Annotated in this window: 13 protein-coding genes; 12 read left to right on the top strand and 1 reads right to left on the bottom strand. The window is 38.4% G+C overall.

Going from position 1 to position 25,797, the window contains the following annotated elements:
• The first annotated feature begins 150 nt into the window (after window positions 1-150).
• The 8 genes from JL102_RS06820 to JL102_RS06855 all read left to right on the top strand — a co-directional run bounded on the left by JL102_RS06820 (window position 151) and on the right by JL102_RS06855 (window position 18,352).
• Complete coding sequence (locus JL102_RS06820; RefSeq protein ID WP_202243516.1) at window positions 151-3,342, top strand: SusC/RagA family TonB-linked outer membrane protein; 3,192 nt, start codon at window positions 151-153, stop codon at window positions 3,340-3,342.
• Between the two features lie 11 nt (window positions 3,343-3,353).
• Entirely contained in the window at window positions 3,354-5,195 is a 1,842-nt protein-coding gene (locus JL102_RS06825) for a RagB/SusD family nutrient uptake outer membrane protein (RefSeq protein ID WP_202243517.1), read from the top strand.
• Between the two features lie 40 nt (window positions 5,196-5,235).
• Window positions 5,236-5,925 (top strand): DUF3823 domain-containing protein, encoded by a 690-nt coding sequence (locus JL102_RS06830; protein ID WP_202243518.1) that lies wholly within the window; start codon window positions 5,236-5,238, stop codon window positions 5,923-5,925.
• A 127-nt stretch (window positions 5,926-6,052) separates the two neighbouring features.
• Window positions 6,053-7,588, top strand: coding sequence for a glycoside hydrolase (locus JL102_RS06835; protein WP_202243519.1), 1,536 nt, complete (start codon window positions 6,053-6,055; stop codon window positions 7,586-7,588).
• Between the two features lie 145 nt (window positions 7,589-7,733).
• Window positions 7,734-11,822 carry a hybrid sensor histidine kinase/response regulator transcription factor gene (locus JL102_RS06840; RefSeq protein WP_202243520.1) on the top strand — a complete coding sequence of 1,363 codons (4,089 nt, stop codon included), beginning with the start codon at window positions 7,734-7,736 and terminating at the stop codon, window positions 11,820-11,822.
• A 247-nt stretch (window positions 11,823-12,069) separates the two neighbouring features.
• Entirely contained in the window at window positions 12,070-15,165 is a 3,096-nt protein-coding gene (locus JL102_RS06845; RefSeq protein WP_202243521.1) for a glycoside hydrolase family 2 TIM barrel-domain containing protein, read from the top strand.
• 11 nt (window positions 15,166-15,176) lie between these two features.
• The gene (locus JL102_RS06850; protein ID WP_237390456.1) at window positions 15,177-17,318 is read left to right on the top strand and encodes a family 43 glycosylhydrolase; all 2,142 of its coding nucleotides are present in this window, start codon (window positions 15,177-15,179) and stop codon (window positions 17,316-17,318) included.
• Window positions 17,319-17,395: 77 nt separating this feature from the next.
• On the top strand, window positions 17,396-18,352 hold the full coding sequence (locus JL102_RS06855) for a glycoside hydrolase family 43 protein (protein ID WP_237390458.1): 957 nt from the start codon (window positions 17,396-17,398) through the stop codon (window positions 18,350-18,352).
• Between the two features lie 194 nt (window positions 18,353-18,546).
• Here the strand turns inward: JL102_RS06855 and JL102_RS06860 are convergent, their stop codons facing one another.
• The gene (locus tag JL102_RS06860) at window positions 18,547-18,846 is read right to left on the bottom strand and encodes a hypothetical protein (protein WP_202243522.1); all 300 of its coding nucleotides are present in this window, start codon (window positions 18,844-18,846) and stop codon (window positions 18,547-18,549) included.
• A gap of 14 nt (window positions 18,847-18,860) precedes the next feature.
• On the opposite strand from JL102_RS06860, the gene JL102_RS06865 reads away from it, so the two are divergent.
• The 4 genes from JL102_RS06865 (at window position 18,861) to JL102_RS06880 (ending at window position 25,700) form a co-directional block, all read left to right on the top strand.
• Window positions 18,861-19,760, top strand: coding sequence for a glycoside hydrolase family 16 protein (locus tag JL102_RS06865; RefSeq protein WP_202243523.1), 900 nt, complete (start codon window positions 18,861-18,863; stop codon window positions 19,758-19,760).
• 1,680 nt (window positions 19,761-21,440) lie between these two features.
• Window positions 21,441-23,198 carry a DUF6119 family protein gene (locus JL102_RS06870; protein ID WP_202243524.1) on the top strand — a complete coding sequence of 586 codons (1,758 nt, stop codon included), beginning with the start codon at window positions 21,441-21,443 and terminating at the stop codon, window positions 23,196-23,198.
• Window positions 23,199-23,910: 712 nt separating this feature from the next.
• Complete coding sequence (locus JL102_RS06875; RefSeq protein ID WP_202243525.1) at window positions 23,911-24,165, top strand: AAA family ATPase; 255 nt, start codon at window positions 23,911-23,913, stop codon at window positions 24,163-24,165.
• Between the two features lie 236 nt (window positions 24,166-24,401).
• Window positions 24,402-25,700, top strand: coding sequence for an ATP-binding protein (locus JL102_RS06880; protein WP_202243526.1), 1,299 nt, complete (start codon window positions 24,402-24,404; stop codon window positions 25,698-25,700).
• Window positions 25,701-25,797 lie beyond the last annotated feature (97 nt).

Consider the following 25,797-nt stretch of genomic DNA (forward strand, 5'->3'; position numbering starts at 1 on the left):
ATTGATTACCCCCCTTATTTCGAATGATCTTTGCCTCCTGTAATTAATATGTAATTCATTAATTGCAATAGATTAAATTTTACTGGTAATGAAGAACCTCGTTTCATTGCTCATTCAATTTATACTAAACGCTAACTTAAAATTAATAATATGAGATTAATTCTACTGGAAAAAACTGGAGGGCTGTGCCGACTCGTCTGTGGTCTGGTGCTCTTTGCTATAACGCTGTCCTCCTATGATTCTTTTGCGAAGGATTCAGCAATGAATTATCAAACAGAACGCTTATTACTAAAAGGAACAGTTTTAGATGAATTTGGAGATCCTTTACCCGGTGCCACCATTATAGAAAGTGGAACTCAAAATGGTACAATAACTGATGTTGATGGACAGTTTCAAATAAGAGTGCCAGAAGGAGCGGTGATTAACATATCCTTTGTTGGTTACAGTGTTCAAGAGATACCTGTAGGTAGCCAAACTCAAATATCTGTAACACTGGAACCCGATGTTGAAAGTTTGGAAGAGGTTGTAGTGGTGGGCTATGGAACTCAAAAGAAAGAAAATGTTACTGGAGCAGTAAGTACCGTTAAGTCTAAAGAACTTACCCGGTCTACATCTACAACCACTGCTGGAGCCTTGGCTGGCCGTGTTCAGGGTGTTACAGTAAGGGCAAAGGATGCAAGGCCGGGAAAAGGAGCTGCTATTGAAATCAGAAACATGGGTAATCCCTTGTACGTGATCGATGGAATTGCTTATGGAGGGCAGTCTGGCTCTGACTGGTTAAATTCTTCCAATGTATCGGGAGCAGATATGTTCAATTCATTAAATATGGAGGATATTGAGAGTATTTCCATTTTGAAGGATGCTTCTGCAGCTATTTATGGATTAAGAGCTTCTAATGGAGTAGTATTGGTAACTACTAAGAAAGGAAAAAAGGGAACGCCCCGCGTAAATATTAATGGTTACTACGGATGGCAAAACCTTACTAGATTTCCTGACTTGGCCAATGCTGCCGCCTACACCCGAGGACAGGTAGAAGCCGCTCAGAACGAAGGTATTGATCCTTACAGTATTTATACTCCTGAAGAATTAGCAAAATGGCAGGCAGGTACTGAGCCAGGCTATAAGAGCTATGATTACTATGACCTTACTATGAGGAAGAATATTCCTCAATATTCCCTTAATGCAAACGTTTCAGGAGGCTCAGAAAATAGTAATTATTATCTATCTATAGGTAACACCAGCCAGCAGGCACTTATGGAAGATTTTGATTATAAAAGAACTAATATTCAGGCGAATATGGAGACTAACCTTTCCAGACGTTTTAAAATCGGTTCGCAAATCAGTGCAAGACATGAGAAAACAGAGGACGTAGGTTTACCAGGTGGTGATGGATATTTCTCAGCTATCCTGGGTATGTTGAGTAATATCCCTACCGTAGGGCCATATGCTAATGATAATCCTAACTACGTGAATCATACCCGAGATTTCTCCAGAAACCCGGCCTTATTCTCTAGAGACAAAGTGGGATATAAGGATAATATCAATAGAAATGCTAATATTAATTTATATGCAAAATACGCCTTTGATTTTGGTCTAAGTGCAAAAGCTACAGTTTCGTATAACTATACGCATAACAATTTTGACGGATTTCAATATACCTATGATGTATATACTTATGACCCTGTAGAAGATACTTATAATGCAACAGCAGGCTCTGATGCAGGCTGGAGGTATCAATCTGAACGTGAAGTAGTGGCTAGATATGGTCAGTTTCAGTTAGATTATGAAAAAGAGCTGGGAAACCATTTGTTTTCAGTAATGGTAGGTTATGAACGCTCTGATTATGACAAGAATTACTTAATGGTAGGTACCGTACCTTCTAATAATTATTTGCCGCTATTAGAGTTTGATAAAATGAATGGCTTTGGTGATCAATGGTCTTATGAGGCTCGTGCCGGATATGTGGGTAGAATAAATTATAACTATGATGACAGGTACCTGGTAGAATTATTAGGAAGGTATGATGGCTCTTATTTATACCCCAAAGGTCATAGATGGGGCTTTTTCCCTGGCGTGTCCCTGGCGTGGCGTGTATCTAATGAAGCCTTTTTTGAAGGGATGAAAAAATATATTAGTAGCTTAAAGCTGCGTGTTTCATCAGGACAAACAGGTAAGGAACAAGGAGTGGATATGTTCGGCTATTTGGCAGGATATAACTGGAATAGCGGAAATGCAGTTTTGGACGGTAAATATTATACAGGTATACAGCCAAAAGGGTTGCCCGTAACTCAGCTTACTTGGGTAAAGAACCGTACCTCTAATATTGGTATAGATGCGGGCTTCTTTGATGATAAACTAAAGCTTACTGCTGACGTCTTCCAAATAAGAAGAACTGGAGTGCCAGCTCCAAGATATGACGTGCTATTGCCAAGTGAAGTGGGCTATACTTTGCCTAACGAAAACCTGAATAAGGATGGATATAACGGCGCTGAAGGTAGCATTACTTACAGTAGCAGTGTTGGTGAAGTAAGCTACCATGTAGGGGTTAATGCTACTTACTCAAGATATAGAAACATATATACTTATAAACAGAGGTATGGAAACTCATGGGATGAGTACAAGAACTCTAATATAGACAGAGTAGGAGGTACCTGGTGGGGATATCAGGTAGTAGGTAGGTTCCAGTCTGAGGAGGAGATCAGAAATTATCAAATTGATAATGACGGCAATAACAACAGTACACAGTTACCTGGAGATTTTATTTATAAAGACGTGAACGGAGATGGAGTGATTAACTCTCTGGACGAGCGTCCTATTGGTTACCCTAATAACTGGTCTCCTATGCTATCTTTTGGTGGTAATTTAGGTGCTGAATGGAAAGGGTTTGGTCTTAACATAGATTTAGTAGGTGGAGCTATGCAATCTTGGTTTCAGGATTATGAATTGAGAAATGCTTTTCATGCCGGAGGTAACTCACCCGCTTACTTGCTAGAAGACAGATGGCACCGAGCTGATCCTTATGATCCAAACAGTGAGTGGATACCTGGATATTATCCTGCTTTAAGAAATGGTAAATCTGGACCAAATTCAAGAAACAGCGACTTCTGGTTAACTAATGTGAAGTATCTGAGGATTAGGAATATAGAATTAGGATATACCTTCCCTAGTGAAATAACTTCAAAAATGAAAATGCAAAATTTGAGAGTTTATGCTAACGTTTCTAACCTCATCTCTTTTGACAATGTCAAGAAGTTCCAAATCGATCCGGAAATTGAGGCAAATGCAGCTGTAGTTTATCCTCAACAGCGAACAGTAGTTGTAGGCTTCAATCTAACACTCTAAATCTTGATATTATGAAAATACTTAATATAACACTATCAATAATACTCAGCATTTTCGTATTGACATCATGCGATAATGATAAATGGTTAGAAAGAGAACCTAAAACCATTATCACCGATGACCAATTGTGGAATGACACTGACCTGATTCAGTCACTATTAGCAAATTATTATAACCGACTTCCAGCTTTGCATGGCTTGTTTGATAGTCAAGCAATGAGCGATCTGGATGATGCACTCTGGTCAGGCCATCAGGATGCCAACTGGCATAACGATTTCCAGTTTCAGAATTCATATGGAGAATATTGGGATTATGGGTTTATTAGAGATATTAACCTTGCACTGGATAACCTTGATCAGTACGGAGTAGATCTTGATGAGCAACAAAAAGTTCTCTTCAAATCAGAGTTACGCTTTATTAGAGCTTTTGTATACTTTGAGCTGGTTAAGAGAATGGGAGGAGTGCCTATCATTACCGAGCAATTAATATATCAGTATGATGGTGATGCTTCTTATTTACGTAGACCCAGAGATACTGAAAAAGCAGTGTATGATTTCATTTATACAGAGCTTGAGGATATTAAAGAAGGGCTGAAAAATAATAATGGAAGTAAAACCCGGGCTAATACTTATACAGCCTTAGCATTGGAAAGTAGAGCCATGCTATACGCAGGTTCCATCGCTAAATACAATAGTCAAATGGATGCGCCCTTAACTTTACCTGGTGGTGAAGTGGGTATACCTGCTGATTTGGCTGCTGATTATTACACAAAATCTTTGGCCGCATCACAAGATATTATTAATAACGGTCCTTATTCACTTTATAATGAAAATCCGGACAAAGGCGCTAATTTCTATGATTTATTCATGCAAAAAGAAGGTAACATGGAAATTATTTTTGCTAAGGACTATGAATTAAGCTTAAAAACACACCTTTTTGCCTACGATAATATTGTAAAGAGTTTAACTGAAGACAATGAATCTTCTTCTAACCTTACTCCATCGCTTAACCTAGTGGAGAGCTATGATTATTTAGACGGTACAGAAGGAACTATTCATGCAAAAAATGCCGATGGCTCTTACATTGCTTACGATAATTTGCAAGATATTTTTGCCAATAAAGATGGTCGATTATATGGCACTGTAGTTTACCCAGGTACTACATTTAGCAGTAAGCCGGTAAGCATTCAAGCAGGTGTGGCCGTATGGAGCGGTTCTGCTTATGAATTTAAGGTGACAGGTAATCTCGGTCAGAGGTATGAAGACGGAGGCCTATGGACTGGTTTTGATGGCCCGGTAGATAATGCTCGAGATGTAAGTAATACAGGATTCTACATGCGCAAATTTGTAAGTGAAGCGCCTGGAGCAAGTACAAGAGGCACGGGTGCTGTAAACTGGTGGCCATGGTTCAGATTAGGAGAAATCTATCTGAATGCCGCTGAAGCAGCTTTGGAGCTAGGAAGTGCTGAAGGACTAGATTACGTTAATGCCTTAAGAGAAAGGGCTGGTTTTCCTGCCAACAGTATCACTAATCTTACTATGGATATTATTAGAAAAGAAAGAAGAGTGGAGCTGGCATTTGAAGATCATAGATTCTTCGATTTAAAGAGATGGAGAATAGCCCACGAGATGTGGGATGGTAACAGTGCCAATGAAGATGCTGTTATTTACGGTCTTTATCCTTATAGAGTGGTGCGCCCTGGGCACGAAGATGATGGTAAGTATATTTTTGAGAAAATGAGACCAACCAGATTCAGACAACCAAGATTGTTCAATGTTTCTAATTATTATTCTGCCATTAAGCAAGAGGTGCTGAACAATAATCCTGACCTGATCAAAAATCCATACCACTGATGGGTAATGGTTGATGTTTAATCACTTTAAAAATCAAAAAATGAAAAAATATTATATATATCTTATGGCGATAGCCTCTTCTCTTATGGGGTGTCAATATGATAATTTTGAAGAGCCAAAGGCAATGTTATCCGGCAACGTAATCTATAACGGTGAAAAGGTAGGAGTGGACAACAAAGAAGTTTCCAGATTGGAGCTTTGGCAAGATGGTTATGATTTGGATGTAAGCATTCCTATTTATATGGCTCAAGATGGTAGCTACTCTGTTTCTTTGTTTGACGGAGAATATAAAATGGTTAGAAAGTCAAATGGCCCTTGGGTTTCTGAGTTATCAGATACTTTATACATTACAGTAAAAGGTAATACAGTGTATGATGTACCTGTTACTCCTTATTTCACTATTTCAGATGAAAAATACAATGTAGGGGCTAATGGCGCTATTAATGCCTCCTTTTCGGTTAATAAAATCATTGACAATGCCAAGCTAAAAGAAGTCAAGCTATTTTTTGGATATAACATCCTTATTGATAATGGCGCTAATAGCAATGGAGATGGCGATAATGGTGCTTTTGATGTTTCTACTGTTGACTTTATAGATCTTAATCAAGTTACAGCAACTATTCCGGAAGCCTTAAGAGGAGAGGAGTATTTATTTGTGCGCATGGGGGTTAAATCATCTGTTTCAGATGAGTTTTATTACACCCAGGTACAGAAAGTAAGTCTGAAGTAACTAGGTGAAAGTGCATTGGTGATATCTTAAGGAGATTATTGATGCACTTTTTTAATATTCTAAGGTCTTTTCCTTAACCATTAATAATAGTCAAAATAGGCTTTTGTACTAGAAAAATAAATTAAAGATGCCATCATTAAAAATAGTAGGGGTGCTAATGGGCATCCTACTTTTTCCCTCCCTGTATATCAAAGACCAAACTAATACAGAAGATCACATTATAACCTATCACGTAGATACTAAACAGCGCTTTCAAACTATTGATAACTTTGGTGCATCAGATGCCTGGTCTTGTCAGTTTGTAGGCAACTGGCCTCTGGAGAAAAAACAAAAAATCGCCGAGCTACTTTTTAGTAAAGAGATGGATCAAGCTGGCAATCCGAAAGGAATTGGGTTGTCTCTTTGGAGGTTTAACTTAGGTGCAGGTAGTGCTCATCAAGGAGATTTAAGTGGTATAAAAGATGAATGGCGGAGGTCCGAATCATTTCTTCAGAAAGATGGAGATTATGACTGGACTAAGCAGAGCGGACAGGTCTGGTTTGCTCAAGAAGCCAAAAAATACGAGGTTGAGAACCTGTTGATATTTAATAACAGCCCACACATTAACTTCACTAAAAATGGTAAAGCTTTCACCGATAGTGGAAAGCACTCTAACTTATCTGCTTCTCAGGTTCCAAACTTTGCTAAATATCTTGTGAAATCAGCTGAAGGTCTTGAGAAGATGGGACTAACGGTAGATTATATTAGTCCTATCAATGAGCCACAGTGGGACTGGCAGGATGGAGGCCAGGAAGGTACTCCTTTCTGGAATGAGGAAGTAGCTCAAGTGGCTAGGCAGCTGAATAAGGAATTAAAAAGTAGCCAACTAAAAGCCAAAATAGATATAGCCGAGGCAGCTCAGATTAACTATTTATATGAAGTAGGAAATAAACCAGGTAGAGCTAATCATATTAATGATTTTTTTAACCAACAATCAGATAACTATCTGGGAGATTTGGAAAATGTGAGTCATACCATTTCTGGGCATAGTTACTTTACCACCGCCCCTAAGTCTACTCTTACAGGTACCAGAAATAAGCTTTTCGACCAATTACAAAACAAACCAGACCTTAAATATTGGATGTCGGAGTATTGTATTCTAGGAGATAATCACGGCGAAATTGATGGAAATGGGAGAGATCTGGGCATCGATCCTGCGCTGCATGTAGCCAAGGTTATTCATACAGACCTAACGCTTACAGGCGCTTCAGCATGGCACTGGTGGCTGGCGGTGTCTCCTTATGATTATAAGGACGGTCTTGTTTATATTGATCACAATAAGACAGATGGCCAATATTACCAAAGTAAAATGATGTGGGCTTTTGGTAATTATAGTCGTTTTGTAAGGCCAGGCTATATAAGGGTAGCTGCAAAATCAGCTGATGAAGCAGAAAGCTCACTGATGGTGTCAGGATATATAAACCCACAGGGTGAGGAGATGGTAATTGTTGCTGTAAACCCCACAGAAAAGGATACAAAAGTCAATTTGAACGTTGAAAATCATAGCATGAAATTGAAAGAGGCCTTTGAAACATCTAAAAATCATGATCTGGAAAAGGTCGATCTGTCTGTTAAGGATGGATTGCGCATTCCAGCCCAATCTATTGTGACTTTGATATATTGATTTTCGATGTGCGGTGACTTTCTGTGTATAATTATAACCGAAGGCATTAATCTTAACATTGAGAGTGAGGGACTGGTATTATTTCATGAAGTTTTATTGAAGGGTATAGTGTATAGATTCTAACCAAAATTTTGCTTATTTGAAAATGAGTAAATTCAATGACAAGACAAGCAAGCTCAAATTGAAACATGTGGCGATGTGTTTACTCTTCCTCTGGAGTAGTCAGGTGCAGGCGCAGTTATTTAAGCAGTATAAGTTTCATAGGCTCAATGAAACCCACGGCTTAACCAATAATGTAATCAATGACATTTGCCAGGATACGTTGGGGCAGATTTGGGTGGCTACCAACGAAGGCTTGTTTAGATATCAGGGGTTTAGTTTTCAGAAATTCATCAAAAATAAAGACAACCCCAATTTACTTCATAATAATTTTGTGGAGCATCTCTATAGAGATAATGCCAACAGGATTTGGCTAATGACTGATGATGGCGTAGGCCTCTACAGTTATAAAAATGACATTATAGAGCGCTTTATGCCCGACCAACTTACCGGAAGGATCAGTTCCATGGCAGTAGATAAGCGTGGAAACTACTATTTCGGGAAGTATGAAAGTGGGCTGATCAAGGTAAGCCCTGATGGAGACCTTACTACTATAGATGGTGGTAGCTCAGAGTATGATTTGAATTTCTCCAATTACAGTATTTTGGAACTGAGCCTGGTAGGAGAGCAGCTTTGGGCCATTGTGGCGGATTTAGGGGTGGTTTGTTACAATCTAAAAACTGAGAAAGTTGTCTTTTTCAGTGCTGACGAGATGGTAGGCAGGCCTAAACTTAAAATGACTGATTTGTTTATAGATCATAATCAAGTGGTTTGGGTGAGTACAGAGTATGGTGTTTATGCATTCTCTGTAAAAGGAAATGGAACAAAGCATATAGATAGAAGTTTACAAGAAGTTATTCCTGAAGGTGATTACCTTACTATATGTGAAGATCGTGATTATAACCTCTGGATCGGTTCTCGCCAAAATGGAATGTATAAAATTTATAGATTGCCTGATGGCAGCTACACTATAGCTACACATTTTACTCCCAGGCCTGATGAGTATGGTATTTCTCACCGAAGTATCAGTAAAATTCTTCAAGATGAAAACGGTTTTTTTTGGGTAGGTACACATAATGGAGGCATTAATGTATTCAACCCAGATGGAGAAGATGTAAGGTCTGTAACCAGACAGTTGCAGCCTTCCGAATTATCTTTAAGCTACCAAAATGTATGGGGACTGAGTCAATCTAAGAGCGGTAATATCTGGGTAGGTACCGATGGTAAGGGACTTAGCTCGCTTGAACCTGCTACTGGCCGTATTCAAAACAACATTTATCCAGAGCTGGAAAATCATGCTATTTTAGCTTTAATGGAAGATAGCTACTCAAGGCTTTGGGTAGGTACTTACTCTGATGGGATATACCTTTATGATTTAAAAAAGAATAAAAAAATAAAGACCATTAATACCAGTTCATCTCAGTCTGACCTGGAAGTGGATGATATCAGGTGCTTTTATGAAGCAGATGATGGCAAAGTTTACATTGGTACAAACCAGGGTGGTTTATATGTTTACGAGGAAGAAACGGGTTATCTAAGACAATTGCCCGGGCTGTTAAAACTAGATATTCGTTCTGTTACCGCCAATGATCATGACTGTTTGTGGCTAGGCACTTTCGGCAAGGGTTTAGTGAAATATAACTTAGTGAGGGAAGAGGTAATACCTACCAGTTGGAGTAGTGATCCTCAGCACAAGGGAGATGTTATCTTTGATGTTTATAAACATGGGAAAGTGCTTTGGGTGGCTACCAGGCATAATGGAGTAGTACTATACGATACGCGCAATGAAAAATTTCAAAAAGAACCAGCACTAGAGCAAATCAATGGCCTTTCTGTGTCTGGTTTACAGATGGATAAAAACCAGAACTTGTGGTTTACCACTAACACAGGGGTATACTTACTCAATCGGTTATCTCACGAATTGAAAAAATTTGGCGTTGAAAATGGATTTCAATCTGGCCACTTTAATGATGGATCTATTTTTTTATCGAAAGAGGGCTATTTGGTGCTTGGCGGAATACACGGGATGAATCTTTTCTATCCAGAAGATCTGATGGATGTACCTGTGATGACAGATATTGTGCTCAATGAATTTAAGATTTTCAATAAGGCCGTTAATCCTGCTAATTCACCAATTTTTCCTGAAGGCAAAAGTATCTTTTTAACCAAAAAAGTTACTCTCAGCTATGCCGACAATATTTTTTCTGTTCAGTTTGCTCTTCCTGGCTATACTACCTACGCCAAGCATGATTTTGTTTACATGCTGGAAGGGTATGAACAGAAGTGGCAATATGGAGCTGAGTCTAACCTGGCTACTTATAGAAATGTGCCGCCGGGTCACTATACGTTTAAGGTGAAAAGTCTGCAAAACGGAGCCGAAAAAAAGCTAAAAGTGGTTATTGAGCCTCCTTTTTGGAAGACATGGCAGGCATACATGTTTTATGTGCTCGTTATTATTCTTGTCATTTGGAGGATTAATAAATTTAGCAACAGTAGAATTTCGTTAAAACAGAAGCTAGAGTTTGAGCAAGAGCTCAGAGAAAAGGAAAAGCTCGTGATGCAGGAGAAATTAAGGTTTTATACTAATTTCTCGCATGAGTTAAAAACACCATTAACCCTAATACAAGGCCCAGTTAATGATTTGTTAAAATCAGTGGAAGATCCACAAAAGCGACAATACCTCAAGCTCATTCAGAAAAATACAGGCATCATTCTTAAGTTCATACGCCGTATGCTGGAATTTAGGAAGATTGAGATGAATAAAATTACCCTTAATGTGGGGCATCACGATTTGAAAATTTTAGCCCAGGAAGAGGCTGAGAGCTTTAGTTATTTGGCCAGTGAAAAGGAAATTAAATTCGGGTTTTATTGTCAAAATGATATTGAAGGATGGGTGGATTTGGAGAAAATACAAGTGGTTATGAATAACCTTTTGTCTAACGCGTTTAAGTTTACTCCAAAAGGGAAGAAGGTTAATTTTGGGGTTTTTGATGAGGATGACTACCTGATTATTGAAGTGAAAGACAAGGGCGTGGGGATTAGAAAAGAAGAGGTGAATAGTATCTTTTCGCCATTCTTTCAGGCCAGTAATTCTTATACCACCGGGGGAACAGGCATAGGCTTGGCCCTTTGTAAGAGTTTTGTGGAGCTCCATCTCGGCCACATAGAAGTGAGCAGTGAAGAAGGCGCAGGAACCTGTTTTACAGTTAAAATACCTAAAGGAAAGACCAAATTTGAAGATAAAGACTATGTCCGTTTCATTAATGAAAAGGAGGTAGAGGCTGAAGCCTCAGATATGAGTGAAATTGGGCTTGAAGAAGAAGACTCCATACAGAATACTGAAAATGAGAAAGTATTGCTGATCGTGGATGATAATAAGGATATATCAGCCTACGTAAAAACACTTTTTGACGATGAGTTTAGAATATTATGTGCAGAAAACGGAGTTCAGGCCTATGACCTGGCCATTAATAATCCTCCCGATATTATTATTTCTGATATGATGATGCCCGGCATGGATGGCTTAGAGTTTTGCGCGAAAATAAAAGAGAATATTTCTACCAGCCATATTCCTGTAATTATGCTTACTGCCAAGGACACTAACAAGGATAAAATTACGGGCTATAAGGTGGGTGCTGATGATTATATTACTAAGCCTTTTTCTTCTGACATTTTAGTAGCCAGAGTCAATAATCTGTTGAAGAGTAGGAAAATGTTGGAGTTGAGGTATGAAACTAATGACTTGATACATCCAGACAACGTTCAAAACTCCAAGGAAGTAGAGTTTGTGCTCAATACAGAATCTATCATTCTGCAGATGATGGAAAGGTCAGAGTTTAGTGTAGCCGCTTTGTGTAAGGAGTTAGGAATGAGCCAAAGTGCCTTATACCGAAAGATTAAATTATTAACGGGGGTTTCCATTCAGATATTCATAAGAAAGATAAGAATTAAGCAGGCGGCACAGTTACTACTGTCAGAGGATATGACGGTTACTGAAGTGGCGTTTGCTCTTGATTTTTCTGATCTCAAGTATTTTAGAAAATGCTTTAAGGAGCAGTTTAAAATGACCCCCTCAGAGTTTAAATCTACTCATAGTAAAACTGGAAATGTTAAGATAGAGCTCGATTCGTTATAGTGTTTATGTGGCATATTTATAACTCTTTGATTTTTCAGTATTTAAGACGGATAGCCCCCTATATTTTGAACGATAGTTCCCTCTTATAAAATAAATGATTAAGCAAATTTGAGGTGTAATTTAAGTGGTGTTATAGTATTCTTTCTATCCCAAGAATAATTAACAAGCGTTGATTTTTTTGGCCAAAGCTGCAGGTCTTGGAGGGTTCATGATGCCATTCACTTTTAAAGTTAACTCGACAGATTCAATGAAGAAAAATTTGATGCTTATTGCGTTGGTTATTATGCTACAATCGGCATTTGCCCAAAGCCCCCAAAATGAATGGGAAAATCCAACGATCTATGAACGAAACAAGCTCGCTGGTCATGTAGATTTTATCGCTTACCAAGATGAAAAAACGGCCAGGGCAGATGATTTTAATTCTCCTTACTACCAATCACTCAATGGTACCTGGAAGTTTAATTTTGTAAAAAAGCCGGCAGACCGTCCTACCAATTTTTATGAAACAGATTTAGACGATTCTGATTGGGCTGATATAAAAGTGCCAGCTAATTGGGAGATAGAAGGATTCGGGATGCCCATATACACCAATGTAGTGTATCCTTTCCCGAAAAACCCACCTTTTATTGATAATTCATATAACCCAGTAGGAAGTTACCGTAAGTCCTTTGAGATAAACAACGAATGGCTGGATAAGCAGGTGATTCTGAACCTTTCATCTGTATCTGGATATACGCGAGTTTTTATTAATGGTAAAGAAGTAGGCATGACTAAAGTGGCTAAGTCTCCTTCGGAGTTTGATGTTACCGAATATTTGGAGAAAGGCAAGAATCTGATTGCTATTCAGGTATTTAGATGGCATGATGGTAGTTATATAGAAGATCAGGATTTTTGGAGACTCAGCGGACTGGAGCAAGATGTGTTTTTATATGCCCTGCCAAAGGTGTCTGTTTGGGATTTCTTTTTACACGCCGGTTTGGATGCTAATTATAAGCATGGAGCTTTTAAAGCCTCTGTAGATCTTAAAGCTTTTGAAGGTAGTGCTGATACTAAAGGAGCATTGAAAATAGAGCTTTATAAGGCAGGGGCGAGTAAGCCAGTGTATTCATCTGAGCAAAAATTTGAATCTGTAAAGTCTCCCGTAACTTTTGAAACTGTCTTGAAAAATGTATCCAAATGGAGTGCCGAAACACCTAATTTGTACGATTGTGTGATCACCCTAAAAGATGCAGCGGGTAAGGTGACTATGGTTACCAGTGAGCAGATCGGTTTCAGAACTGTAGAAATCAAAAATGCCCAGCTAATGGTAAATGGAATGCCTGTATTGGTAAAGGGCGTTAACCTGCATGTGCATGATGATGTATTAGGACATGTGCCTTCAAGAAAAACTATGATGAAGGATATTCACCTGATGAAACAAAACAATATCAATGCAGTCCGTACTAGCCATTATCCACAAAATCCGCTTTGGTATAAGCTGTGTAACCAATACGGTTTGTATTTGGTAGATGAAGCCAATATTGAAACCCACCACATGGGCGCCGAGCTACAAGGCTGGTTTGATAAGTCTGTGCACCCTGCATATAGCGAAAAATGGGCTCCAGCTCATATAGACAGGATTAAGAGGCTCGTAATGAGGGATAAGAATCATCCTTCAGTGATTATATGGTCTATGGGTAATGAATGTGGAAATGGCCCGGTTTTTTATGATGCCTATAAGTGGATAAAGGAGTATGACAATCGCCCTGTTCAGTTTGAGCAAGCCGGTGAAAATGAAGATACCGACATTGTAAGCCCCATGTATCCTTCTATTTCTTACATGAAAGACTATGCTGCCAGGGATGCCGACCGACCATTTATCATGTGCGAATACTCTCATGCTATGGGTAATAGCAATGGTAACTTTCAGGAATATTGGGATATCATACTCAATAGCCCTCACATGCAAGGCGGATTTATCTGGGACTGGGTAGATCAGGGGTTAAAGACAGAAGATGAAAATGGCGTATTTTGGGCCTATGGAGGTGACTTAGGTGGTCTTAATTATCAAAATGATGAAAACTTTTGTGCCAATGGACTAGTATCAGCCAATAGAACGCCACATCCTGCCTTAGCCGAAGTAAAGAAGGTATATCAGAACGTGATCTTTGACTATGATCAAGGCGCAAATACCTTATCTCTTCATAACCTCTTCGATTTCACTGATCTAAAAGCCTATAGATTTGAATACCAGTTGTTAAAAAATGGAGAGGCCGTAATTACGAAAGAACTGTCTGTATCGGCAGCTCCTCACAGCAAAGTGAAGAAGAAACTGCAACTACCTTCTTTAGATGGAGACTCTGAATATATGCTGAATGTGTATGCTTACACCAAAACATCTACCGAAGTAGTTCCTGCTAATCATGAGATAGCCAGAGAGCAGTTTAAACTTTCTGAATACGATTTTGATCAGAAAAGCAGCAGTTCAGAAGGCTTAAAGGTAGAAGTAGATGGAGATCAGATCAAATTCACTTCAGGAGATTTGTCAGGTACTTTTAATACCAAGTGGGCAAGATTTACTTCTTATACTAATGGTAAAATGAGATTGTGGAATCTTCCAGAACCATATTTCTGGAGAGCTCCGGTAGATAATGATTTTGGAAATAGAATGCCAGAGAGACTCGGCCTGTGGAGAACAGCACATAGTAACATGGAAGTGAAGTCGGTAGACGTAATGGAGCAAGATAAAGACGGACTTAAAATTACAGTTGCTTATGAACTGATAGGACTAGCAGTTCCCTATACCATCAATTATCATATTCTAAACGATGGTTCTATTTCTGTAAATGCTTCTATTGATATGACAGGAAAGAGGCTACCTGAGTTGCCAAGATTTGGTATGCGCATGCAGGTGTCTGGTCAGTATAATGATTTGAAGTACTATGGCCGTGGACCAGAGGAGAATTATTCTGACAGAAATACTGCTGCCTTCGTGGGTATTTATGAAGATAAGGTAGATGAAATGAAGATGCCATACATTCGCCCACAAGAGTACGGTTACCACACTGATACCAGATGGGTACAGCTACTTGATAAAGAAGGTAATGGTATTAAAGTGACAGGAGGGCAGCCCCTTAGCTTTAGTGCGCTTAATATAAACACCGAAGATTTAGATCCTGGGTTGACTAAAAAGCAACAGCACCCTACAGACCTTAGGTATCATAAAGACATCACGTTCCATATAGATCTGGCACAACGGGGTGTTGGTGGAGATAATAGCTGGGGAACATATCCCCATGAGCCTTACCTGTTGAAGAATGATAAATATGAATATGAGTATCAACTGAAGTTGATTTCAAAGTAAAATAATAATATATGAATTCTCTTAAACCTATTTTTAGCAGTATGCGATTATTAGTGTTATGGCTAGGCGTAGTGGCTGTTTTTACTGCATGTTCTAAGGACGAGCCAAAATATGCAGGATATCTTTTTGCTTATTTTACCGGTAACGGCCCTGGCCAGGAGCAGGTTCACTATGCCATAAGCAAGGATGGTTACAATTATTTTGCGCTTAATCATAACCAGCCCATTATTGATTCTAAGGAAATAAGTAATAGCGGAGGAGTGAGAGATCCACATATTCTCAGAGGTGAAGACGGATGGTTTTATATGGTGCTTACTGACCTTTATGTGCCCAAGATGGGATGGGAAAATACGGCCATGGTGTTGCTTAAGTCCAAAGACCTGATCAACTGGACACACACAGTGATTGATATTCCGCAAACTTATCCTGATACATTTGGTGATGTGCGCCGCGTGTGGGCTCCACAAACCATATATGATCATCAATCAGATCAGTATATGGTTTACTGGTCTATGCTACAGCCAGGAGGAAGAGACATTATTTACTATGCTTATGCTAACGATGACTTCACTGGGTTCAAAAATGAGCCAAAACAGTTATTATTTAAAGAAGGAGCCTGTATAGATGGAGACATTGTTTTCAAAGATGGGAAATATCACTTCTTCTTTAAAAATGAAGATGAAGGAGCAAAGGGCATATTAAAGGCGGTTTCTGATAGCATCAATGGCGGGTACAAAGTAGGGCCTGAGTATGTAGACCAAACTGATGATGCAGTAGAGGGATCTGGTACTTTTAAACTCATTGGTACGGATGACTATATACTGATGTATGATATGTATACCACCGGAAAATATCAGTTCTGCATAAGCAAAGACTTAGAGAATTTTAAAGTAATCGATGAGGATATCAATATGAATTTCCATCCACGCCATGGATCTGTCATTCCTATCACAGAGGAGGAAATGAACAAACTGATGGAAAAATGGGCTTATATGGATGATGTGGTGATGGGGTCAGGTAATCCGGCTGTAAGAAAGCTGAATATTCAGATATCAGAAGACACTATTTATTTGCCAGTGGAAGCAGGAACGGATCTAAAAAGCTTTGATCCTCAACTAAATTTGATGCCGGGAGTAAAATCTTCGAAAGAAGGCAAGCAGGATTTTAGTGCCGGGGCGCTTACTTATGATTTTACATTGGGTGAGAAAACAAAAAGTTTTAAGGTGCAGGTGAGTGTAGATGGCAATCCGGTGCTTTCTGGGTACTATGCAGATCCTGAGATTATTTATTCTGAGAAAGAACAAAAATACTATTTGTACCCAACCAGCGACGGCTTTCATGGTTGGTCGGGCAAATATTTTGAAGTATTTGAGTCACCTGACTTGGTAAACTGGATCAACAAAGGCACTATTCTGGACTTGAGAAAGGAGGTAAGCTGGGCCGATAGAAATGCTTGGGCGCCATGTGCTATTGAAAAGAAAGTAGGAGATGATTATAAGTATTATTACTATTTCACCGCCGCGCAGAAGGTGGGAGTAGCAGTAGCTGATCATCCCGCAGGGCCTTTCAAAGATAGCGGAGCCCCTTTGGTTGACTTTAAACCAGAGGGCGTAAACGGAGGCCAAGAGATTGATCCTGATGTATTTACTGATCCAAACACAGGAAAGAGCTACCTCTACTGGGGTAATGGGTATATGGCCGTAGCTGAACTCAATGATGATATGGTGTCTATTAAAAAAGAGACCATTAAAGTAATTACGCCTGACCAAACTTTTAGAGAAGGTACTGAAGTGTTTTTCCGTAATGGGAAGTACTATTTCATGTGGTCTGAAGATGATACCAGAAGCCCTAACTACAAGGTGAGATATGCTACTGCAGATTCTCCGCTAGGTCCACTCACTATACCCGAAAACAACCTGGTAATAGAGAAAATTCCTGAGCAGGGTATTTACGGAACAGGGCATAACTCAGTAGTTTATTCCAAAGAAAATGATCAGTGGTATATTGTATATCATCGTTTTAATAGGCCAAATGGCATCAAAATGGGTGGCGATGCTGGTTTTCATCGCGAGGTATGCATCGATTTACTCAATTTTGATGAAGAGGGTAATGTACTACAGGTTCAACCTACCATCAAAGGACTGGCAAAATAATAATGATGACGTGGATGGTGATAAAATCTTATAAAAGGTCGTTTCAGTTGCTTTTGATTCTCTTGGCTACCATGACGATGGCACCTTTGAAAGGTCAGCAATTAAAGTTTGATAATCCTATAGCAGAAGAGCGGGCAGACCCCTGGGTATTCAAAGATACAGATGGGAAGTACTATCTCATTGCCACTGTGCCAGAGTATGACCGCATAGTAATCAGAAGAGCCGACAGCATTAACGGGTTAAAAACCGCCACCGAAAAAGTGGTGTGGACCAAGCATAAAACAGGTGTGATGGGCCATCATATTTGGGCGCCGGAGTTACATAAGATTAAAGGCAAGTGGTACATATACTTTGCAGCGGGAGAGGCTGAGCAAATCTGGAACATTCGTATGTGGGTACTCTCTAATGACGCTGATAATCCGCTAGAAGGAGAGTGGAAGGAAGAAGGACAAATAGAAACCCAAAGATCATCCTTCTCTCTCGATGCCACTACCTTCGAGCACAAAGGCAAACGCTATATGATTTGGGCTCAGGATGTACTGGAGGGTAGAAATGGCACAGGTTTGGTAATGTCTGAAATGAAAAACCCTACTACTCTGAAAGGACCTGAAGTAACCTTAACTACACCCGAGTATTCTTGGGAGACCATAAAATATAATGTTAATGAAGGCCCGGCAGTAATTGAAAGAGGCGATAAGCTTTTTGTGACTTACTCAGCCAGTGCCACTAATGAAAATTACTGCATGGGTATGTTATGGATCGATGCCGATGCCGACTTGCTGGATGCCGCTAACTGGCATAAATCACCAGGGCCGGTATTTTATTCTAACGAAGAGGTCAAGCGCTACGGACCAGGGCATAATTCATTTGTGGTAGCAGAAGATGGTAAAACCACCGTAATGATTTATCACGCACGTGACTATAAGGAAATTCAAGGCTTCGAACTAGAAGATTCAAATAGAGCTACTCGGGCACGCGAGGTAAAATGGACATCGGATGGTTTCCCTGATTTTATGCAAAATGTGGCCGATTAAGCCGATGCCTACAGTTTAAACCGATGCAACTTTTGTAGAAGTACTTAATAAAAATAATAAAAGAAGAGTCGCTTGGAGATCCGCGTGACTCTTCTTTTATTATTCAATCAACCAAGACTCATGATCATTAGAGCCTTTAGAAAAGTCTGCTTTTCTATTTAATCGCACGATGGTACAGGAATATAACGAGACAGCTAATAAAGAATACCTTGTTTCCACTTGCTGGTAGGTAGGGTCTTCATTCCTTGATCATGTAGATATAGCGTACTTATATCTGGAACCTCAGAACAATGTTGATTCCTATCTTTCACTTCGTTGTAGTTGAGGCTTTTAATTGTTTGTGTTTTAAGAGATACCACCAACCACTGGTAGCCGAATTGTACACTTAGTCCTTTTTTATAAACATACACCAGCCCTAAAGCAGTTGATACTGGTTTTAAGTTGTTCTTTAGCTGGAAAAAGTTGATTTTTATTGTTATCTTCTTATGATTCAATAATAATATACGCTATGAAAAAAAGAAACCTAAACCCACTAGTTTTATTGACATTAGTATTGGTGATGTCATGTAACAAGGATGAAATTGCAGTAAAAAATATTGCTGTTGAGCAAAAGCCAAACTTGCGGATGATGACAGAAGCAAAAAGTTGGACGAATATCCTTATTGATAATTTTGATCCAGGGAGTAATTTGGATGCCAACTGGCAACGTACAGAAAGACTGGATTATAACTCCAATCTCTGTATGTATAGGCCGTGGAATGCAAGTATTGCAAATTTGGATAATAAAAGTTGCTTAAGGTTGCGATCTTATAAAAAGGATAATCGTTGGGAATCTGCTCATGTTAAGTCAAGAGTAAACTTTAAACCAAATTATAATGAACAGGTACATGTGCAGGTAAGTGCAAAGGTAGTTGCTGTGGAAAATAGTACTTTCAAAGGCTTTGCTGAAACTTACGGTGTTTGGCCTGCAATATGGACAGTACAAGAGAATGCTTGGCCCGTACAGGGAGAAATCGACATTATGGAAGCTTATTCTTATGGATATTATGGTGGAGAGAAGTATGCTAGTAATTTGTTTTATGGTTATAATGCAGGTCAAAGCTTGCTCGATCAGAATGCAGTAAGACACTATGACTATATTGGTGAAGGATGGCATACCTATGATATGTACTGGAGCAATGTAAATGGGAGTGTATATGTGGATATTTTGGTAGATGGCAATCAAGTGGCCAATTATCATAACGGCATAGATCCAGACTTAAGGTTGGAAAACTTTGGTCCTCATAATGTTATCTTAAACCTGAATATAGGTTCCAATACTGGTATCTTTAATAATAATGCTATTAATGTTTTTTGGAATACAGATATGTATGTTGATTATGTTAGAGTACAGAAAACTTCTATTTAATCTGGTTGAAACGTTCGAAAAACTAATGATTTATCAGGCCTATGAGGGTAAGTGATTTTTTAAGTATGAAATCATGAAATTGGTGCGCGTTTTAGAAACGCGCACCTTCACCTAAATATCGTATGTTGAGAACCGTTTTGCTAGCGAAAAAAGGTACAGCAAGATGGAACCACTACCGAGGTCAGCCTGAGCTCGTCGAAGGGTAGACAGTCGGAACTGCTTCATGTGGTAATGAAGTCTTATCAGAAATTTTTGAACTGATACTTAACTGTTATGCATATACGCGCCTGGCAATATCAGGCCGTCATTCCTGAATCATGTAGCATAGCGGAATGATATCTGGAATCTTTCTGGTGGGGTAGCACTATCTGATCAGTGAGATCCCGGCTCTTCACTTCGATACGGCCGGGATGACGGTGTGATGTTGGTTATTAGTCAAGTTTATAATTTATAGGCACAAGCGGACGCTTGCACCAGGTTTTCTTATAACCTTGAACCAGAAGAGGATGATCAATCATATAAAAAATCTTTTGAAATCATGTTTATCATACTTATCAAAAACATCACAGTCTAAGACAATAGTTTCTTCAATGTTACAAGTGCTTCAGGGTGTTCTTGGTTTTGGCTGTCTATTTCTATTTTTTCGATCTCAAAAATAGCTTAGAACTTATACATCGCTTGAACCTAGTGCAGCCTTCATATTCCTTGAATTAAAAGGTAGAAGTATAACAAATGGAGTATTAGTCAAGTTTATAATTTAGAGGCACAAGTGGACGTATGTTTGACATAACCTTGGACCAGTTGGGGCCTGCATTTTATAGATTAGATTGCAACTGACGGACGCGTTTCCGCTACTCTCAAACGCGCCCAAACTGGAGACTTTTAAAATGGTCCAAAAAAATATATACACACGTGAACAGTTGTAAGGATACAGAAAAATATTGTGATAGGACGTGAATACTTAGTTGGAATGGGTTTTATTTTCTCTTTCTGCATAACCGTTTCAAATCTTCCCTCAAAAAGGTACCAAATAAGTCCGATAGTTAAATTAATCATGATTATCACTCTAACTGGCTCAGATATTTTAAATGGGTAGTAATCTTCATTCATTGCGAGTAATGATAAATTTTGAAAATAAAACAACATGAGAAATGTAAAAATATTCTGTAAAAAAACTGCTGATAGTGAATAACTATCGTATGAAGGTTTTAGTTTTAACGAAATTTGATAAAAAGGCATTAATAATATTAAGTAAATTCTTTTAATGTTATTCATAGTTAATTCGGATTCAAAAAAGTAGGTTTTAATAATCCATTTCCAAGGCTTTCCTTACCTCCAAATTTCTTGTATTTACCCGACATCCTTAGTCTTACCGAAGGCCGACTAAAAATTTATAATAAGCACGAATGTCTCTGACCCGGTAGATTTGACCCCTGCTTTATTTATAAAAACTCAATTTCTACCAAACCTCGTATTCCACTATAGTCTCCTGCGCTTGACCACCGATAGTACTCTGGTTCATCTACAATCCTGCTTCTCGTACCACCGAGATTTATATTCACGTAGCCTTGAAAGCATAAAAAATATTAAAAATTTGCTAGATTAGTGAAAAAGATATATTGCGAATATATGCAATTGCATATATTACTACGTTATGCTCAATAGGTAGACGCAAAAAATATGATCCACTCAAATCACGACATAAAAGTCTATCAAATTAACACGAGCTTCTACGAGTTCAACAATTTATCTAGCTCTCAAGAAATAGTAGAGCATATAATTAAGGATCACAAAGAGCGATTTGAGACCCCATATGATCTAGAAGATCAGCGCTCAAGTTTAGAGATTGAACCAATTGATTATTTGCTTTATGTTTTCAATGAAGTGGATAAGGAATCTATGTGGAAGACCTTTCTTCCTAAGGAAATTACAGAACAACACGATTTTAGTATACAGAGTACTTCCTTTGCTTTATTTATTCTGATTGAATCAGAGATTTTTGCACTTATTGGTGGTAAAGGAATTTCTGTTATCAAGAAATTTATTAATCACTCCTTTGGACTTGACTTATATGAGAAAATAGCTGATCCTGAGAATGATATTGTTCATTCTCAAATGTCTCGTGGTGTTACTGGTAATTTAACTTCTGAACAAAAGACCTACAGAAATGAGCAAAAGCTTATTGATTCGTTATCAATAGGAAGAGTCCCAAATAAATTTTACTTATTACTCAGACAAGACCTAAAAGACTCAGTATTTGACTTTATCGATTTTGATGATGAAAGCGTTTACTTGGAAATTGGGTCTTCATTTTGTCTAAAATGGAGATTGTCATTCGAACAGACCCATACATTAATATTGAAATTGGTTGAAATCCTAAAAAATGGAACAGGTAAACCTTTAAGTAGATTCGAACGTGTTAGGGATCCTAAATTTACCAAGGATAGCCTAGAAATGGCTCTATATGATCATTTAAGAAATGATATGGTTAGGCTAAATACGCCAGGGTCTTCAACTACAAATAATCTAGATTTTGACTTTGTCCACCCACAAAAGCTGAACGCATTTTATGAATGTGATATTTATTCAGCTTATACAAAAGGAGCGAAAACTCCATTTTTCGAGACACGAGATCGCACAAAATTGTATTATGAAATTCTGAAATATCTTTACGGTATTGTTGATCAACATGACGCTTGGAGTTTTATAAGGCATTTGTCTGGCGTCAGAATAAGAGGTTTTGTAGGTGAAGAGAAGAAAACAGAGGCAATGTTTATTAACCACCTCACCTGTGAAATTTCTGTAAATGATAGTCCCTACTTTCTAATTGACAATACTTGGTACAAGGTAAGAGGGGATTTTATTGAAACTATCAACGATCAGTGCAGTTCAATGCTTCAATCAAATGAGTTGAATCCCAACCCGATGAACAAAATATGGTCTAAGGAAATGGATGAAGGAACTTACAACTTAGAATATTTGACAGAAGGAAAATTCATCGTTCTCGATAAAATGCTGGGTCAGAATATTGAATTATGTGATTTACTTTATGAAACAGATAGCAATATCTATTTGATTCATGTGAAAGAAGGTTTTGATGCCAAAATCAGAGATGTGACTAATCAAGTTTCTATTTCTGCTAATAGATTATGGAATGATGTAAAATCTGATTTTCATTTTGTTGATGCGGTGTATAAACGGTATTCGGAAAGCTCAAACTTTGCCTACAATCCGATTTCTAAGGAAGATTTTCGTCTCAAATTCAAAAAAGATATTATATATGTTATCGCATTTTGCCACAACAAAATCAATAAAAGGGTTGCTGAAAATATTCAAGATTTTAAGTCAAACATTGCTAAATTCTCTATAATTCAAAGTGTAAGAGACATGCAAGGCAACAACTACCCTTTGAAAATAACTGAAGTAAAAAGAGCATAATCGAGTAGACGGCTCTGACTCAAATTGATCCAGAGTTCGCCTCTCACACCACCCGGCGTACGGTCCTCGTACCGGGCGGTTCATTGAATCTCTGGTTGAAGTTTGAGGTAATAATCCAGCATGCTTTCATAACCTTTCTTTCTTAGTCGTGATATGGTGATAGTAGTTCTCAGGATGGGACTTTGAGCTACTGCCCAGCCCCCATTATGCTCCCCTGCAAGCTGGCCCGTCACTAAAAATGTCCACAGGACATTTTATTTACGCTCTGTCCTTGCGGTAAGGTGAATATCCTTGTGTCTATCGCTGACTCATCTAGTATTTCGGCACTGGCATAGTCCGACCGAAATAGCCACTAGCCTCTTTCGGGGAGTTGGACTTCGGCAGCATGTGTTACCTCATCTGGCCTCATAGCCTCTGTATGTAGTTCTTGTTCATCTGTACAGACACCGCAGTCTGGCTTTATTCATGCGTATTTTATTTTGAAGGTATTCATGAATGCTTTGCATTTCTTCAGTTTCATCGTCACCGATGACAACCTTGCCACTTGCTTCGCTTCCAGGCACCACCCCAGCGCGTAAGGGACTTTCACCCCTTGGAACACTCAAATTCTTGAGTTATATTCACCATTCAAGGCGCACACAGACCCTATAAGCAATAGCGCCCTGCGGGACGCTACTGCTCATAGCTAAACCGTTGGCACCAATAAGAAAGCATGAAGATAATTGAGCAAATAACTATCCAGTATTACAGATCAATTAAAGATGAGAAAGTAAAATCTGTAAGTGAACTCAATATCTTCTCGGGAAAAAATGACGTTGGTAAATCCAATGTGCTAAAGGCTCTTGATTTATTCTTCAATAAAAATGAGACTAATTTTCTCGAAGATTTTAACAAGGAAAGACTTCAAGAAGTAAGACAGGAAAGCGTTAAAGGAAAGCAGTTCATTAAAATTCAAATTGCCTTTTAAACCCTGGGAATTACTCTACTTTACCAGAGAGGTTTACAGTTTCTAAATCCTGGGACAGACTTGGGAATTTAGTTGGCACACCAAAAGACAACTTTGATACACTAATCAAAAGAGGGAAGTTCTCTCCAAGAACTGTAGATATTTCAAGGCGTACCTTAACTGGCTTCCTTAACAAAATTCGGTATACATATGTCCCTGCAATTAGAGATGATAGATTCTTCTTTTACCTTTTGTCATTGCTACAAGAATCACTTTTTGATTCTACAAAGAATACTACAGGAGGCAATTTTGGAGAGACAATTGAACTCTTCAACAATCAAATTGGAGAGATTACTAATGAATTGAAGCATGATTTTCAAAATGTGTCTGGAATTGAGAGCAACTTATCCTTCCCAACAGAAATAGCTGACTTATTCCAGCGCTTAATTATTGATACAAAATCTGGCGAACATGATATTCCTTTAAAATTGAGAGGTGATGGCATTAGACTACGCTATATACCAACAATCATGAATCACATTGCCAGTACATCCAAATATTTTGAATTATGGGGCTTTGATGAACCTGAAAATTCTTGTGAATATGGTTTAGCAAAAAAATTAGCCGAGAATTTTTCTACTAATTATTTAAATCACGCTCAAGTATTTATCGCTTCCCACTCATTCAACTTTATTTCTCTTGAGGGTGATAAAATCTCAAAGTATCGAGTATATAAAGAAGAAGGAGGTCATAATTCCAAAATACTTCAAATAACAAAAGCAAATGAGAAACACATTCAAGAAGACATTGGTCTATTAGTGATTAATGAGCAATTAGCCGACCTATACTCAAAACTTGAAGCCGAACTCGAAATAGCTGAACAAACTAAAAATCAACTAAATGAGATTCAGAAACCTTATCTAATTTTTGAAGGAAAAACAGATAACATTCTTTTTTCCTTGGCTTATCAAGCTTTGAAAGGGAACGAATTTGAGGACAACTATTTCTTAAACAAACATGAAGAATCCAACGATGGTGGAAGTGTAGGATCTGGTGCACCATTCATTGGTGAATTTTTGAGAAACCATATCAATAAAATGCCAACGGAAAACTTATTAATTGGTGTATTCGATTATGATAATGAAGGGTTTAACCAGCTTAAAAATTTAAAAAGTCAATATGAAAAGGTGAATATTGATGGGTTCAATGAATATGTTGCATACAAACATAAAGCTCATACCAACTTTTATGCAATTAGCTTGGTTACTCCTGCTTTTCGCTCAAATTTCACGCATGCTATTCATCCTCAGCATTGTCATCTTTCCACAGAGTTACTATTGCAGGATACAGATATTCCAACGGCCAACAGAGCATATCCTACACTATTTGACAATACCGTATTCGGATTTACTGGAAAGAAGAAGAATTTTGCCGAGAAAATTTCTGAGAAGGTCGACAACGGTGAAGATATTGACTTCTCAGGATTTAAACCAACGATAGATTTAATTGAAAAAATAAGAGAAATTACTGGTGCCAATCGAGTAGACGGCTCTTAGCAGTCGCTCGGCTCTGCCGCGTGACGACTATTTCAGAGGCCTCTGGCCGGTTAGGTAAAGATGCACTTGAATAACTATGGTTAGAACCAAGTAAATT

The sequence above is a fragment of the Fulvivirga sediminis genome (assembly GCF_016757215.1).
Lineage (GTDB): Bacteria > Bacteroidota > Bacteroidia > Cytophagales > Cyclobacteriaceae > Fulvivirga > Fulvivirga sediminis.

Bases quoted from the DNA above. Each gene is read 5' to 3' on its own strand.
- JL102_RS06820 (WP_202243516.1), top strand. From the start codon at position 151: ATGAGATTAATTCTACTGGAAAAAACTGGAGGGCTGTGCCGACTCGTC.
- JL102_RS06825 (WP_202243517.1), top strand. From the start codon at position 3,354: ATGAAAATACTTAATATAACACTATCAATAATACTCAGCATTTTCGTA.
- JL102_RS06830 (WP_202243518.1), top strand. From the start codon at position 5,236: ATGAAAAAATATTATATATATCTTATGGCGATAGCCTCTTCTCTTATG.
- JL102_RS06835 (WP_202243519.1), top strand. From the start codon at position 6,053: ATGCCATCATTAAAAATAGTAGGGGTGCTAATGGGCATCCTACTTTTT.
- JL102_RS06840 (WP_202243520.1), top strand. From the start codon at position 7,734: ATGAGTAAATTCAATGACAAGACAAGCAAGCTCAAATTGAAACATGTG.
- JL102_RS06845 (WP_202243521.1), top strand. From the start codon at position 12,070: ATGAAGAAAAATTTGATGCTTATTGCGTTGGTTATTATGCTACAATCG.
- JL102_RS06850 (WP_237390456.1), top strand. From the start codon at position 15,177: ATGAATTCTCTTAAACCTATTTTTAGCAGTATGCGATTATTAGTGTTA.
- JL102_RS06855 (WP_237390458.1), top strand. From the start codon at position 17,396: ATGGCACCTTTGAAAGGTCAGCAATTAAAGTTTGATAATCCTATAGCA.
- JL102_RS06865 (WP_202243523.1), top strand. From the start codon at position 18,861: ATGAAAAAAAGAAACCTAAACCCACTAGTTTTATTGACATTAGTATTG.
- JL102_RS06870 (WP_202243524.1), top strand. From the start codon at position 21,441: ATGATCCACTCAAATCACGACATAAAAGTCTATCAAATTAACACGAGC.
- JL102_RS06875 (WP_202243525.1), top strand. From the start codon at position 23,911: ATGAAGATAATTGAGCAAATAACTATCCAGTATTACAGATCAATTAAA.